We start from the raw sequence: 15115 nt of genomic DNA on the forward strand, positions 1-15115 counted from the left end.
TAAGCTAATGTCTCTGACAAATGTGCCTCTTCCAGTCTCCCCTCTGACGAGCCCCATCGCCTCCAACTCAGCATAGACCCTTGTAGCCGTTGCTAACGAGATCGATTCTTCTGTGGAGAGTTTTCGATGTGTTGGCAACTTCGTACCTGCGTATAACCGTCCAGATCTAATCGCCTCCGCGTATCTATCGACAATATTCTTGTATCTCGCCTTCACTAATAGACCTCATAACCTTATGATTTTTAAGACATGAAATTACTTACACACTCTGTATTTTTACAAGATAACCATTCTTGATACAAGTATTTAACAACGGAAACTCATCGCTTGACGCATAGGTTGTCCTGCCCAATAAACGTCTAATTTAATATTGTTTTTCTCAGATGATAATGATTTTGTGATTCAACCAGTAGGCTAAGTGCAACAGCATCGTGTCACGTATATCCCTGTTTGAAAAATGGAGCATTAGGCTAAGCCTTCACTCAGTATGATGCAGTTGGACTCGTTTGAGTTCACCGTCATAAATGAATCGCTAACGATTAAAGTACAAAAATTAATAAGACCTAATCATTTTAAATATTGTAATAGATACAATTTTTATTCATTTAAACATCACTTTATTTGCTATTTTTATTTATTTAATAATTGTAATAGATACAATAATTTTAAAGAACTTGATTTTTATTATATAAAAACTCAAGTCAAAGTTACTTAAAGCCATAAAAGCTCGATAGGAATTAACAACATAAGCATTTGTTTTTGATGATTATTTTATTTTACTCTCAATTTTGGGAGTAATATCACAAGTATGCATTTGGATTTTTATTTCATACTAATGTGATAAAGGGAATATATTCTACGAAAGAAAAATATAAATTATTTCACATGATTCTTATTATCAGGATTATTAAGGATGCATATTCTTATAATGATAAAAATAACAATATTTATCATGTATTTTATGTCTACTTAATCTGGGTTATAAATCGATTTCCTTTTTAAATGGTATGGAAGTCTTTTAAATGCCTTTTCAAATTCTATGCTCTCAAGGGCGTGTCGCAGACAGATCAGATCGTATGCTGGAGGGCGCAAAACTTACGGCAGACAAACTGGCTCTACATTATGACCTCACACCCAATTACGTAGGGCAGCGATCACCTGCAAAATCGGATGATTGGAGTCTGGCACTCCCAGAAGCTAAAAAACACCTCGATTTGTTACAGACTGAAACCTCGCGATTGCTTGCCAACGGTAAGCACCCTGTCATCTTTGCTTCAAATACCTGCTCGGCAAGCTTAGCAACACTCCCAGTCGTCGCTGCGACTTTTCCTGATATAAAGGTTCTGTGGATTGATGCACACAGTGACTTTAATACACCAGATACGACCGAAACAGGCTACCTTGGCGGGATGGTACTGGCTGCTACATGTGGTCTTTGGGAGAGCGGCTTAGGTTCTGGCGTCAAACCCAATAATGTTGGTCTAATTGGCGTGCATGACATTGATGAAAAAGAACTGAATAACGTGAACAACGCAGGTGTCATTCACTTTCCTCCTTCGACTCTGACACCGGAATCTGTCATGCGCTTCATTGGAGATTCTAAAGTCTGGGTTCACGTGGATTGGGACGTTATGGACCCAGGGCAGATTTCCGCTGACTTCAAAGTTGAAGGCGGATTAAAAATCGCCCAATTGTTGGAACTATTCGAGTCACTTCCAAGCAATCAAATCATGGGGTTAGAACTTGCTGAGTTTTGTGCGGATAGCCATTCGTCAGTCGCTAACATGGAAGGACTAGATCTTATCCTTAAGACCGTGGATGCCCTATTCAAACAAAATAAGAGTCTGTAATCATGGAAATCATCGAAACGAGACCCGCTCCACTCGTGCCTAACGCTCAACATAAAACGTTGTATACACACGAGGAGTTGTTGCCAAAACTACATACGTTATCTAACTGGAAGAGAGAGGCATGGGAAGAATTCAGTGCGAGAGTCAGCGCACCTGAATTTCCTTGCCTGTTTAGCCGCAGGGCGTGGAGCGCTAAGACAATTCACGTGCTGTTTTGTGAGCCAGACGATCGCAACGGTTACTACCAGTTTTTGCATGGCATGATTGCCTATACAGACATGGTTAACGCTACCCCAGTGAGCAAGCGCATGTTCTCACCATTAGTGGTCTTCATTTCTCCTGATCTTTCATCGTCAATGGAACCACACGAACTTGGTTGGGACATCTTAAATTGGACACATGAGCACGACATCGCTCAATGGCCTGGGAATGTACCTACCGACCCCGAAGCCGCTGAATGGACATATTGCTTTAACGGTATCGAACTATTCATCAACATGAGCTCGGATAAGCATAAAGAGCTTAAAAATCGAAATCTCGGCTCACGACTTAACTTTGTCATTAACGCCAGAGAAATCTTTGACATAGTCGCTAATGGAGAAACAAAAGGTGGAAGGCAGGCTCGCGAGCGCATTCGAAATCGTGTCAAAACCTACAACGACGGAGTAATGCCCACGGAGTTAGGCTTTTATGGCGAAGAACAAAATCTTGAATGGCGTCAGTATCAGTTGCAAGAAGCAAGTGTCAAACGACCAAGCCAGTGTCCCTTCAAATCAAATACAAAATAAGAGAGAACGTAAATGCCTTTATATAACTCAATAACAGAAACCGTGGGGCGTACTCCAATTGTCAAACTCAATCATCTTGCTCCAAAGGGAGTCGAGGTTTATGTAAAAGTTGAGTCTTTTAACCCAGCTGGATCAGTAAAAGACAGGCTTGCACTCTCGATCGTCTTAGACGCTGAAGCCAAAGGTTTGCTCAAGAAAGGTGACACAATTATCGAATGCACGTCAGGGAATGTTGGCATTGCCTTCGCCATGGTTGCTGCTGCACGAGGATACAAATTTGTGGCCGTTATGGGCGATGGTTATTCGCTAGAACGCAGGAAACTGATTCGCGCGTACGGTGGTGAAGTTATCCTATTCCCAAGCGAGCAAGGGAGTAGCGGCGGTAATCGAATTGCCGACCATCTTGCCGCTAAGCATGGATGGTTCAGACCCCGTCAGTTCGATAACCCTGCGAACCCTGCGTATCACCGCGAGACCACAGCATCTGAGATACTCAGTGACTTTGCTGGTAAGCGTTTAGATTACTTTGTCACAGGCTTTGGGACAAGCGGAACTCTCACCGGTATCGGACAGATGATGAAGGTGGCACGACCAGGGGTAGAAATTGTTGTCCCTGAGCCTCAAGGAGCTCGTATCCTCGCGAAGAATGAATGGACCGTGCACCCCGTGCAAGGCTGGACCCCAGATTTCATACCGAGCGTATTAGATAAGGATGTGGTGGATAGCTTGGTCACCATCGATGGAAACTTAGGAATCACCACTGCACGTGCTCTTGCTCGTTACGAAGGGATCCTTGTTGGCATCTCTGCCGGAGCGACGGTCGCAACCGCGTTAGAAGTAGCGAAATCAGCCCCTAAAGGAAGCGTAATATTGGCGATGGCGCCAGATACAGGAGAACGATATTTGTCTACCGAGTTGTTTGATCAACTTGGCAATGAAGAAACGGATCCTTTTATTAAGACTTGGTGTGAAGAGTCAGTCAAGGCTGAATGTGACGCCTAGCTCTCCCTCTAAGAACTGAAAGTATGTTGATACTGCACGTGAGATGTATGACCAATCAACAAGAATTATCCATGAAAGGAAGCATCGTATGAAAAAGCAAATTTCATTAAGTGTTTTGGCGTTGGTCATGTTCTGCGTGACTTACTCTGTAAACTTACAAGCTCCACTTTATGGAGTGTATGCCCAAAACAGTAACATGGGCACCGCGGCGGTAACCGTCGCCTTTGCAGCCTATGTGTTAGGGCTATTACCTACCTTATTAATGCTGGGGGGGATTTCAAATAAAGTGGGTAGAAAACCGCCCATATTCATCGCACTTTTGTTGAGTGCCGGCGCAACGACACTGCTCGTTATTCAGCCCAATTGGACATCTTTGTTTGTGGCAAGATTATTACTGGGGGTTGCTACTGCCCTAACCACGACATCTGTTTCAGCGTACATCTATGACCTAATTGAAGAGAGAGAGCTAAAATTTGGGACATTGCTGGTGGCAGCATCGACATCTTTAGGTTTTGGTAGCGGAGCTCTTGCCACAAGTGCGAGTTTGAATGTAGCAGGTATGACCGTGCTGCCATACAGTTATCTAAGCTTATTTCTGCTCGTACCGCTGTTGGTGCTATTGCTTGTTCGTTTGCCGACCAATCAATCTATCCAACCAAACCTCAATCTAATCACATTGCCTTGCTTTCCCTCCAATACTTGGTCGTATGGTCTAGGCATGATGATGGCTTGGGCAACTACCGGCATGGTCATCGCCATTGTCCCAATACTACTCAATGAGGTAGGTTTTAGCGAGTGGACTGGGTTAATGGTTTTCCTTTCTATTTGCACCGGCTTTCTGACTCAACACATTGCCAAGCGCTTGTCTTCAAACCTAAGTCTACTGCTGGGATGCTTCTTGACGGTGTTGGGATTTAGCCTCATAGCGCTTGGTTACTATCGTGAATCCATCACAATCATTCTTCTTGGAGCCGGGTGTACTAGCCTCTCAAGTTATGGTTTCACGTACATGGCAGGTCTGTTTCAATTTACCAGTAACCGTAACATCGATAAAGCAAGATCTACGGCTGGCATGTACATCTATTCGTATATTGGGTTCTCGATACCTGTCATTACATCTGGTTTTATAGCACAACGCTTTGGTAACTGGGTGGCAATACTCAGTTTCATAACACTTCTACTGACTCTGTGTTCCATTATTGGCGCCGGCAAACTGCTCGAAGCGAAGAAACAAACTCACTTTGTGAAAGTTGAGAGCTAGGGGGATATATGACAGATTTACAGATTTCGCTGATCACTGGAGCAAACAAAGGGATCGGTTTTGAAATTGCAACTGCACTTGGCAAGCAAGGTCACACGGTACTGCTTTCTGGTAGAAACGCTACAGCGATTAACGAAGCGGTTTCTACATTGAGCGTCCAAGGAATCGAAGCATTTTGCTTACCAATGGATATTACCTGTGACGACTCTATCCAAGAAGCTGTTCGTGTTGTTGAAAACTTGTTCGGTAAAATCGACATACTTATTAATAATGCAGCAATTAGGGTTGAAGAGTACGGCAAATCTCCATCTGAGCAACCACTCACCAAATGGCTGGAAACGTTCGACACCAACTTGTTTGGTACGGTAAACGTAACTTGCCGTTTCTTACCATTACTTAAGCGTTCGACAAAAGGCAAAATACTCAACATTTCCAGTTTGTTGGGTTCAGTGACGTTACACAGTGACACCACCTCATATACCTACACGGATACGTTTAAATCACTCCCTGCGTACAGTGCCTCAAAAGCTGCGCTCAACTCTTGGACTGCTCATCTTGCCTATGAGCTTCGAGATACCTCAATTACGGTCAATAGCATCCACCCAGGTTATACGAAAACCGACTTAAATGATGGGGACGGGATGTTGACCCCCAAAGAAGGTTCCCTCACAGCAATACAAGTGGCACTTGATACGGACAACTCAGTCAGTGGTCAGTTTATTCATATGGGATCTGTCCTTCCCTGGTAGCAAAAAAGGAATTGTGAAATGCTCGATACAAAGAAAGTCGCATTGGTATCGGATAGCGATAGCTTATCCGTCGACTATGATATGCCACTAATAATCGACGCTTTTAAGCGCACTAACGTGGAAGCTGATGTCATCTTCTGGGATGACGCCAATCCGGATTTGTCAATATATGACCTGGTTGTACTGCGCTCTCCATGGACCTATATGGAGAAAATAAAACCATTCATTGAGTTTTGCCAAAAGGTTGAACAGAGTTCTGTGTTGCTTAATCCTCTATCAGTCATCGAATGGAACTCAGACAAAAGTTACTTGAAACTACTGGAGAAACAAGGGATCCCCATTGTCCCGACTGAAATCATTTATTCAGAAACAGAGATTCAAGCAGCGCTTGCCAGTCTTAAAGAGAGCGAATGGGAAATAAACGAAGTCGTGATTAAGCCAACAGTTGGCGCCTATTCATTTGGTGTCGTTCGTCTTTCAATCGACGATTCAGACAAAATAACTCAGCATGTGCGCTACCTGTTACAGTTGGGCAAGAGCGTCATTTTTCAACCCTATCTCAACACAATTGAGAAGCATGGTGAAACAAACATAATTTACTTTGACAACACGTATTCACATACGATTAAGAAAGAGCCATTACTGGCGGAACGTGGGGAGACCAAAACACCTGACATGGAATTTCGCACGCTAAAGGATGCGAACAGTGAAGAGAAGGCGTTGGCAAAGCGTATACTGGATCTAGTACAAACCAACCTTGAACTTTCTAAACCACTTTTGTACGCGAGACTAGATTTTATAGAAGATAAGAACGGTATGCCACTGCTGTTGGAACTCGAGATCACAGAGCCATCATTAAGCCTACCACTTACGCCTAAATCCGTGGATTTCTTTGTGCGGTCAATTATTGAGAGGGTACAGTCAAAAGATGTTGTTGTGTGCTGAGATTTGGTAGTTTGAATACAACCCTGATATCGAACAGCACACTGATTAAAAAAGTAGGTCAAACATATGCCCCATAATGTGGTTGGTTAGAAGAACGTAACAAACTTTGGGGCATAACCAAGCCAACCCTAACCCCACTAACTTGGGGCAAAAAATGAATTGAGAAGTCGATGTAGTGAGTAATCGGTGTGTCGCCATGCACATCCTTAGCAATGGTCTATCCAACATAACGAGCAAAAAAAAGCGAGCACCAAGCTCGCTTTTAACTATCTGTTTTTGTTATTAATTACAGCAGTTCAACCGACTGCTGGGCAATCACGAATTCTTCGTTGGTCGGCACCACCAACGCTACTGCGTTGAGTAATTCTGATTTGGCAATCACGCCAGCCTTGCCAAAACGAGCCTCTTCGTTGCCTTTTTCATCTTCGACAAAACCAAGCAGTTTGAGGTTTTGTAGAATCTCGCGGCGGATCGGTAGTGAGTTTTCACCAATGCCACCAGTGAAAATAATGCCATCAAAAGAATCAAGCGCTGCCAGATAAGAGGCAATGTACTTCGCCACGCGGTAGGTAAACACTTGGAATGCCAATGTGGCTCCTTCGTGGCCCTGCTCCATCGCTTCTAAAATGCCACGAGCGTCGCTGGTTAGGCCAGACACACCCAAGAAGCCAGACGCTTTGTTGAGTGAGTTAAACACTTTCTCTTGCGACCAGCCTTTCTTCAGCAGGTATTCGATGATCCCAGGGTCCAAATCGCCGCAGCGTGTGCCCATCATCAGACCAGACAATGGGGTAAAGCCCATTGAGGTATCCACCGATTTTCCGTTGTTAATCGCGCAAACAGAAGCACCATTGCCAAGGTGCACAGAAATGAAACTCGATGCTTCGACCGGTTTATTGAGCATCTTGGCCGCTTCACGGCTAACGAAATAGTGGCTGGTGCCGTGGAAGCCGTAACGACGGATCCCAAAGTCAGTATACAGCTCGCTCGCAATCGCGCCAGTGAAAGCACGTTTAGGCATGGTTTGGTGGAACGCGGTATCAAACACCGCAAATTGCGGTAAGGTTGGGAAAGCTTCCATCGCCGCACGAATACCAATCGCACCCGCCGGATTGTGCAACGGCGCAAGATCGGCCAATTTTTCGATTTCAGCGGTCACTTCTTCGTTGATACGCACTGTCTTAGTGAACTTCTCACCGCCATGGACGATACGGTGGCCGACGGCGACGATATCTTGCGTAAGACCTAATTGTTCAGTCAAACCAACCAACTTGCCAATAGCAAGTTTATGGTGGTTTCCTTCCCCTTCAATGGCAATTTCCGTTTTCTCGCCAGCGTATTTCCAGCTCATGCGAGCGTCGGCCAAGCCAAAGCACTCACCCAACCCACTTAACACCGCATCACCACTGACCGAGTCGATAACGGCAAATTTGAGAGAGGAACTACCTGAGTTGATCACTAGTACGAACGAATTAGACATGGAGTTTGTTTCCTGTTGTGGAGCGGAGCTGGGTACAACGCATTTGCGCGGTTCTCTTAATCTACAGGCCATTATTCAATAATTTTTTAATCTTTCAACTATCTTTTAGCCCATACGGTTCAAACGCTGATTTTTTGTTGATCTTGAACAGGTTTTGATTTTATTAGGGGCACGAAAAATATAAAACGCAGCGTCAGAAGTACGTAGCATCGCCACGAGAGATGAGTTGATTGACAGAAAAAACAGAGAGAGGAAATGCCACTTGATGCACTAAGCGGTTCGGGGCGGTGCTGCAACTTGCCGACAAAGTGGCCGACTACAAACGGAAAAACCACAGACGAAAAAAAACCGGGTCGAAACCCGGTTTTCTACAATCTTATGCTTCTTCGCGACGGCTGCTGTTGCTGCGGCCATGGCCACGTTCGCCACGATAGTTACCACGGTGATCACCACCACGGTTACGGTCAAAACGACGCTCACCTTCACGATTAGCACGGAATCCACCTTCGCGACGTGCACCGCCTTCGCGTCCACCCTCACGGCCGCCTTCGCGCTGACCACGGTAGCCACCTTCACGGCGTGCACCGCCATCACGGCGACCACCTTCACGACGGCCACGTGGCTCACCGAAATCTTCGAAATCACACACTACCGCGCCGACTTCTTTCTGGCGGATGCGCAGCTTACGAAGTTTGCTGGCCGCTTGTGTGCTCATCGCTTTTGGTAGCTGAACAAAGGTGTGCTCTTGCGCTAGCTTGATCGCACCGATAGAACCTTTGCCTAGGCCAAGTTCGTTTGCGATTGCGCCAACGATGTCTTTAACCTGAACGCCTTGCTCACGACCAACTTGCAACTGGTAAGTATCCCAATCTTGGTTGTTGAAGCTCTCACGACGGCCTTCACGACCTTCGCGTCCGCCTTCACGACCACCTTCGCGGCGATCTTTACGGCGTTGTTTTTCGCGCTCAACCGCTTCAACCATTGGATCTTCACCAACGTAGAACAGCGGACGTTTACCTTGCTGACGTTTCAGCAGAATCGCGGCCAGTACTGAAGAATCGATTTCTAGCGTCTCTTCTAGCTTTTCAACCAGTTCAGCGAACTTGTCGAGTGCTTTGTGCTCAGTTTCTGCTGCCAATTCAGCCGCTAGTTTGTTTAGGCGAGCCGTTGCAACTTGGTCACGCAGTGGCAGTTGGATCTCTTCCATAGAAGATTTCGTCACACGTTCGATGGTGCGTAGCATGCGGATCTGGTTAGTGCGAACCAAAAGAATCGCTTTACCTTGACGTCCAGCACGGCCAGTACGGCCGATACGGTGGATGTATGATTCCACGTCGAACGGGATGTCGTAGTTAAATACGTGCGTAATACGTGGAACATCAAGACCACGTGCCACAACGTCTGTTGCAACTAGGATATCGATCACGCCTTGTTTGATGTGATCAACAGTGCGCTCACGCAGAGACTGAGGAATATCACCGTGCAACGCCGCAGCTTTGAAGCCACGTGCACTGAGCCAATCTGCCAGACGCTCGGTATCTTGACGAGTACGAACGAATACGATCGACGCATCGGTCTCTTCAGTTTCAAGCAGACGAGACATCGCTTCGTCTTTCTCTACGCCTTTTACGACCCAGAACTGCTGAGCAACTTTGTCAACCGTGTGGTTTTTACCCGCAACGTCAACCGTTACCGGCTCACGCAGGAAACGCTCAACAATGTTTTTCAACATTGGAGGCATGGTTGCAGAGAAAAGGACACGCTGCGCAGAAGATGGCGCGTGTTCCATGATTTCGGTCACGTCATCAACGAAACCCATGTTTAGCATTTCGTCTGCTTCGTCAAGAACGAAAGTGTGAACTTCACCGAGGTCCAGACGCTCACGGTTGATCAGGTCTTGAACACGGCCTGGTGTACCCACGATAACGTGAGCACCATTTTTCAGTGCGCGCATTTGATCAACGATAGATGCACCACCGTAGATCTCGAGAACTTTAAGTCCCTTGATGTTTTGGCCAAGGTTTTTCATTTCTGCCGCAACTTGGATAGCCAACTCACGAGTTGGTGCAAGCACGATAGCTTGTGGCTTACGTTGTGCTAGGTCCAGTTTGTTTAGCAGAGGAAGAGAAAACGCAGCGGTTTTACCTGTACCTGTTTGTGCTTTACCTAGTGCATCTACGCCCTGAAGTAGATGTGGGATAGCGGCTGCTTGGATTGGTGTTGGAGAAACAAAGCCCATTCCTTCTAGAGCAGAAAGGATAGAATCATTCAGCTCTAAATCGCTGAATTGAATAACAGAATCTTGCATGGGGATCCTACTGTATTAAATGTAAAAATGGGTCCCACAAGCTCTTCTCATTCGATACTGATTCATCCGGTTTTAGCTTCCTTTTGCAGGAAACAGCACAGTACAAAAACGCTACAAGCCATTGGGGACGACTTAAGGGACGCGGATTATTCCTTAAAAGCATAAAAAAAGCCAGAAAAAATTGAGTTTCATCACAAATATTTCTTAGCAGTGGTAGAATCGGACCGCCTAATCCCTTCAGTCCAAGTAAATACAAGGGCTGAGCTCAATCATTTATTGGTCAAATTGTAGATGATGGACGGTGAAATAGCCTGTTTTTGGTAGTAATAAAGCCGTGCAATGATTATAGTGTGCCCAATTCAAAACATAAGCTAAGAAAAGATGTTTCAAGATAATCCACTACTCGCCCAACTTAAGCAGCAAATTCAAGAAAATCTGCCTAAGAAAGAGGGAACCATCAAGGCAACCGAAAAAGGTTTCGGTTTTCTCGAAGTCGACAGCACAACCAGTTTCTTCATCCCGCCGGCTTACATGAAAAAATGTATGCACGGTGACAAAGTGATTGCCATCATCCGCACGGAAAACGAACGTGAAGTCGCCGAGCCTCAAGAGTTGGTGGAACAATCACTCAACCGTTTTATTGGCCGCATCAAAATGTTCAAGGGCAAGCTCAACGTCGCGCCTGATCATCCGCAGCTGAAAAAAATGTCACTGAAAGCCAAAGTGAAAAAAGGGCTGAAAAGTGATGACTTCGCCGAAGGTGACTGGGTGGTTGCCCATCTTGTACGTCACCCTCTGAAAGATGAAAACGGCTTCTTTGTTGAAATCTCAGAAAAAATCACCGATGCCAATGACAAAATCGCCCCGTGGTGGGTTACGTTGGCCGAAAATGATCTACCAAATTCAGAGCCTGCGGGCATTGAACACTGGGAAATCAAAGACGATGCGGATCTGCAACGCATCGACATGACACACGTGCCATTTGTCACGATTGATGGCGAGTCGACCAAAGATATGGACGATGCCTTGTATGCGAAGAAAAACGCCGCAGGGGATTTTGAACTGACCATCGCAATCGCTGACCCAACTGCGTACATTACACCAGACGATGAGATGGACAAAGTCGCGCGCGAACGGGGCTTCACCATTTATCTGCCTGGGCGCAACATTCCGATGTTGCCACGCGATCTGGCCGACGAGCTATGTTCGTTGATCGAAGGTGAAATTCGCCCTGCCCTTTGCTGCACGGTTACCGTGTCGAAAGATGGCGTGATCGGCGATGACATTCGTTTCTTTGCTGCCAATATTAAATCGCATGCCCGTCTGGCCTATGACAACGTCTCTGATTGGTTAGAAAACGGCGTATCGGAAAAATGGCAGCCAAGCGAAGAAATCGCAACCATCGTTCGCGACTTGTACGATTTTTCGCTGGCACGCGCACAGTGGCGTGAAGAACACGCGGTCGTCTTCCCAGACAGACCGGATTACCGCTTCGAACTCAGTGAAGATAACGATGTGATCGCGATTCATGCCGACTCACGCCGCAGCGCCAACCGTTTGGTTGAAGAGTCGATGATCACCGCCAACATCTGTGCAGGTAGAACTTTGCAAGCGCACTTTGGTACAGGCGTATTCAACTGCCATTCTGGCTTCAAAGCAGAAAAATTGGCTGATGCGGTTGAACTGGTTAATCCCGACGGCACCTTACCTTTCACCAGTGAATCGTTAGCCACCCTGCAAGGCTTTGCTGCACTACGTCGCTGGCTGTGTCAGCAAGAGAGCACTTACCTCGACAACCGTATTCGCAAGTTCCAAACCTACAGTGAAGTGAGCAACCAACCACTGCCTCACTACGCAATGGGGCTAGATATTTACGCGACTTGGACCTCTCCGATCCGTAAGTATGGCGATATGATCAACCACCGTATGCTTAAAGCACTGATCCTTAATAAAGAGCCAGTACAAAAACCTGATGATACCGTCGGTGATGAGTTGGCTCTGCATCGTAAACATCACAAGATTGCTGAGCGCAATGTCGCGGATTGGCTCTACGCGCGCACCTTGGCCGACGAGCCAGCGAAAGAAACTCGCTTCCATGGGGAAATCTTTGACATCAACCGCGCGGGCATGCGTGTTCGTTTGCTAGAGAATGGCGCGGCCGCCTTCATTCCTGGTGCTCTGATTGTCGACAATAAAGACCGCATTGAGTGCAATGGTGATGCGGGAACAATCTCCATCGATAAAGAGCTGGTTTACAAACTGGGCGATGTGTTGGAAGTGGTTCTTACCGAAGTCAACCAAGAAAACCGCAGTTTGGTCGCCAGACCAACTGCCGTGTTTGCCGAATTGCCAGTCGCTGAAGCAATACAAGGCGAATAAATGATAACAAGCGCTCAATTTGGGCGCTTTTTATTTTCCACAATCCCAGTAAAATCATCTCGAAAAGAAAAAACGATTGAAGGGCACGACTCTAGCTGTCCATTCAGTGATCAACGACCAAACAGCGATTTCGATTTTATGCCAGCAATAGAGCTTCTGACCTTTACTCACTTCGCGCCGCGCAAGCAAGAGCGCTACCCTACAGCGCAAAACGGTCTGTTTTGTGTCGAGAAAGGGAAATTGCAGCTTCATCCACAAGCTGGAGAAGCGTGTTTACTGGGGGAAGGCGAGTTTGCCTTTTATCACTCTGACCAATTTAAAGAAGCGTTGGCACTGCCCGGAGAGCAAGGCTTTTCCGCTGTCGTACTGATTTTCACCCCAGCCCTGCTGCAAAAATTTCGCAATAGCTATCCACTCGCTAGTGCAACCACCAGCCAAGCTGAATTTCTGACGAAGTTTGGCGCAACCACTCCAGCTCTCCAACAGTTGAAACAACTGCTAATCGAGTCCGTATCGCGCAAAAGCCCTCAACTGGCTCAAGAACATATGGCGCTGGCACTCTTGAGTTTGATGGTTGAAGCTCAGCCTCAATTACTCGGGTCTATCTTCGCGGCGACTCAGTTTAGTGAAACACAAAAGATCATCTGCTATATCGAAGAGAACATCGATCACGAGATCTCGTTAGAATCGCTGGCACAACATATGGGCATGTCTATCGCGACATTAAAGCGCCGCTTAGCCGCAGAAGAGATGTCTTTTTCACAACTGCTGAAAATCAAACGTATTAGTTATGCGACCAACCAACTGCGCAACAGCCACAAATCCATCAATGAGATTGCAACGGAATCAGGCTTTAAAAGCGCCGCCCATTTCAGCACCGCCTTTAAAGCGCTTCAGCACATGACACCTAAAGAATTTCGTGCCAAGGTTTCTGGGAAATCGTGATTAATGGGAGAGTTGGAAAGGGATTACCAAAAGCAGCCAGCCGGATCGTGCTCTATCTCATGGAGAATATCCTCAAGATGCGCACTTTGTGTTAAAGTCGCATACGGTTCCCAATAGTAGTTTTCGCCATCGAATCGAGCGATAAAAAACAGCCAGTGCTGCTGCCCTTCATCAAAAAGAATCTGGGCTACAGGAGAGGTGTACTCACTGTGTCGGGAGTCTAGAAGATAGCTCGCTTTGTGCAGCTCAACCCCAGTTTCAAGAGGCACATAGAGACATTTGCCAAGCTCCACTGGCACATTGGTGTTGCGCTTGGTACACAACTCTTCAACTTCTTTATAGAGACGATTGGTGGCTATTTGCGTGACTGACATGGTTTTCTCCCGCGCCCAATACGAGTAATGAGTATACGCAAACTCTACGCTTATCTCACCAGAAAACCAGTCTGTGACCATGCTTTCGCAGGATATGCCAGCCCTTTCACAAAAGTGTAACCTGAACGAAATATCATAGGCGGCTAAAATACGCTTATATTGGAGTACCTTATGATTCGCTTAGCGGTCTCTACCTTTTTGGCTTTTGCCCTATCCTTTCCATCCGCTTACGCCAAAGAGCTCAATATTTCAGGTTCAACCTCTGTCGCACGCGTGATGGATGTGTTGGCTGAAGAATTTAACAAAACTCATACTGAAACCTTTGTTGCCGTACAAGGCATCGGCTCCACAGCGGGCATCACCATGGTCAATAAAGGGGTGGTGAAACTGGGTATGAGCTCACGCTACCTTACTGAAATGGAGAAAGGTGAAGATCTAAATGTCGATCTGATTGCTTATGACGGTTTGGCGCTGGTCGTCAATATCTCCAATCCAATTAATAACCTAACACAGCAACAAATCTTCGATATTTATCAAGGTAAGCTGACCAACTGGAAACAAGTGGGCGGTGAAGATAAACGAATTGCCGCAGTCACCCGTGAAGCGTCGTCCGGTTCACGCTACAGCTTCGAGAGCCTTCTCGGCCTGACTAAAATCATTAAAGATCGTTTAGTCTCCGATATCAGCACCAGTAATCTGGTTGTGAACAGCAACAGCATGGTGAAAACCATCGTCAACCACAACCCACAAGCTATCGGTTTCGTCTCTTTAGGGTCAGTGGATCGCTCGGTAAAAGCCATTACTATTGATGGTGTTGAGGCGAATGCGAAAAGCATCGCGACTAACCGCTATCTCTTGTCGCGGCCATTTTTGATTGTGTACAAAAGTGACAACTTAGATCAATCGGCGAAAGAGTTTATCCGCTTTATCAAGTCCGAACGAGGCCAAGCGATTATTCAAGAGTACGGTTACATTCCGGCAAAAGAGCGTGATTGATCGATAACCTGAGATCTTAAAGGCCTGCGATTGCAGGC

The 15115-nt window shown here is 46.2% G+C and carries 12 protein-coding genes and 1 pseudogene; 9 read left to right on the forward strand and 4 right to left on the reverse strand.

Annotated elements, in window-relative coordinates; all coding sequences use genetic code 11:
* Positions 1 to 27: 27 nt before the first annotated feature.
* Positions 28 to 216: pseudogene (locus EA26_RS22595) on the reverse strand (GntR family transcriptional regulator); the annotation flags it as partial.
* Between the two features lie 806 nt (positions 217 to 1022).
* On the opposite strand from EA26_RS22595, the gene EA26_RS12335 reads away from it, so the two are divergent.
* The 6 genes from EA26_RS12335 to EA26_RS12360 all read left to right on the forward strand — a co-directional run bounded on the left by EA26_RS12335 (position 1023) and on the right by EA26_RS12360 (position 6595).
* Positions 1023 to 1850, forward strand: a complete 828-nt coding sequence (locus EA26_RS12335) for an arginase family protein (RefSeq protein WP_039427846.1) — start codon at positions 1023 to 1025, stop codon at positions 1848 to 1850.
* Between the two features lie 2 nt (positions 1851 to 1852).
* The gene (locus EA26_RS12340; protein WP_052079212.1) at positions 1853 to 2638 is read left to right on the forward strand and encodes a YqcI/YcgG family protein; all 786 of its coding nucleotides are present in this window, start codon (positions 1853 to 1855) and stop codon (positions 2636 to 2638) included.
* A 12-nt stretch (positions 2639 to 2650) separates the two neighbouring features.
* Positions 2651 to 3640, forward strand: coding sequence for a cysteine synthase A (cysK, locus tag EA26_RS12345; RefSeq protein ID WP_039427849.1), 990 nt, complete (start codon positions 2651 to 2653; stop codon positions 3638 to 3640).
* Between the two features lie 88 nt (positions 3641 to 3728).
* Positions 3729 to 4901 (forward strand): MFS transporter, encoded by a 1173-nt coding sequence (locus tag EA26_RS12350; protein ID WP_039427851.1) that lies wholly within the window; start codon positions 3729 to 3731, stop codon positions 4899 to 4901.
* An 8-nt stretch (positions 4902 to 4909) separates the two neighbouring features.
* Entirely contained in the window at positions 4910 to 5650 is a 741-nt protein-coding gene (locus EA26_RS12355) for an SDR family NAD(P)-dependent oxidoreductase (RefSeq protein WP_039427854.1), read from the forward strand.
* Positions 5651 to 5668: 18 nt separating this feature from the next.
* The gene (locus EA26_RS12360; protein ID WP_039427857.1) at positions 5669 to 6595 is read left to right on the forward strand and encodes an ATP-grasp domain-containing protein; all 927 of its coding nucleotides are present in this window, start codon (positions 5669 to 5671) and stop codon (positions 6593 to 6595) included.
* 286 nt (positions 6596 to 6881) lie between these two features.
* On the opposite strand, the gene EA26_RS12365 is transcribed toward EA26_RS12360, so the two are convergent.
* The gene (locus EA26_RS12365; protein WP_039427859.1) at positions 6882 to 8075 is read right to left on the reverse strand and encodes an acetate/propionate family kinase; all 1194 of its coding nucleotides are present in this window, start codon (positions 8073 to 8075) and stop codon (positions 6882 to 6884) included.
* 376 nt (positions 8076 to 8451) lie between these two features.
* Positions 8452 to 10383 carry a DEAD/DEAH box helicase gene (locus tag EA26_RS12370; RefSeq protein ID WP_039427860.1) on the reverse strand — a complete coding sequence of 644 codons (1932 nt, stop codon included), beginning with the start codon at positions 10381 to 10383 and terminating at the stop codon, positions 8452 to 8454.
* Positions 10384 to 10764: 381 nt separating this feature from the next.
* Between EA26_RS12370 and rnb the strand changes: the two genes are divergently transcribed.
* Both rnb and EA26_RS12380 read left to right on the forward strand, forming a co-directional pair.
* On the forward strand, positions 10765 to 12762 hold the full coding sequence (gene rnb / locus EA26_RS12375) for an exoribonuclease II (protein WP_039427862.1): 1998 nt from the start codon (positions 10765 to 10767) through the stop codon (positions 12760 to 12762).
* A gap of 138 nt (positions 12763 to 12900) precedes the next feature.
* Positions 12901 to 13707: an AraC family transcriptional regulator gene (locus tag EA26_RS12380; protein WP_039429103.1), complete on the forward strand. Its 807-nt coding sequence runs from the start codon at positions 12901 to 12903 to the stop codon at positions 13705 to 13707.
* A gap of 23 nt (positions 13708 to 13730) precedes the next feature.
* Here EA26_RS12380 and EA26_RS12385 read toward each other — a convergent pair whose 3' ends face one another.
* Positions 13731 to 14081, reverse strand: coding sequence for a DUF3024 domain-containing protein (locus EA26_RS12385; protein ID WP_039427864.1), 351 nt, complete (start codon positions 14079 to 14081; stop codon positions 13731 to 13733).
* A 171-nt stretch (positions 14082 to 14252) separates the two neighbouring features.
* Here EA26_RS12385 and EA26_RS12390 point away from each other — a divergent pair, with 171 nt between their 5' ends.
* Entirely contained in the window at positions 14253 to 15077 is an 825-nt protein-coding gene (locus EA26_RS12390) for a phosphate ABC transporter substrate-binding protein (RefSeq protein ID WP_039427868.1), read from the forward strand.
* Positions 15078 to 15115: the final 38 nt, after the last annotated feature.

It is taken from the genome of Vibrio navarrensis (assembly GCF_000764325.1).
Classification (GTDB): Bacteria; Pseudomonadota; Gammaproteobacteria; order Enterobacterales; family Vibrionaceae; genus Vibrio; species Vibrio navarrensis.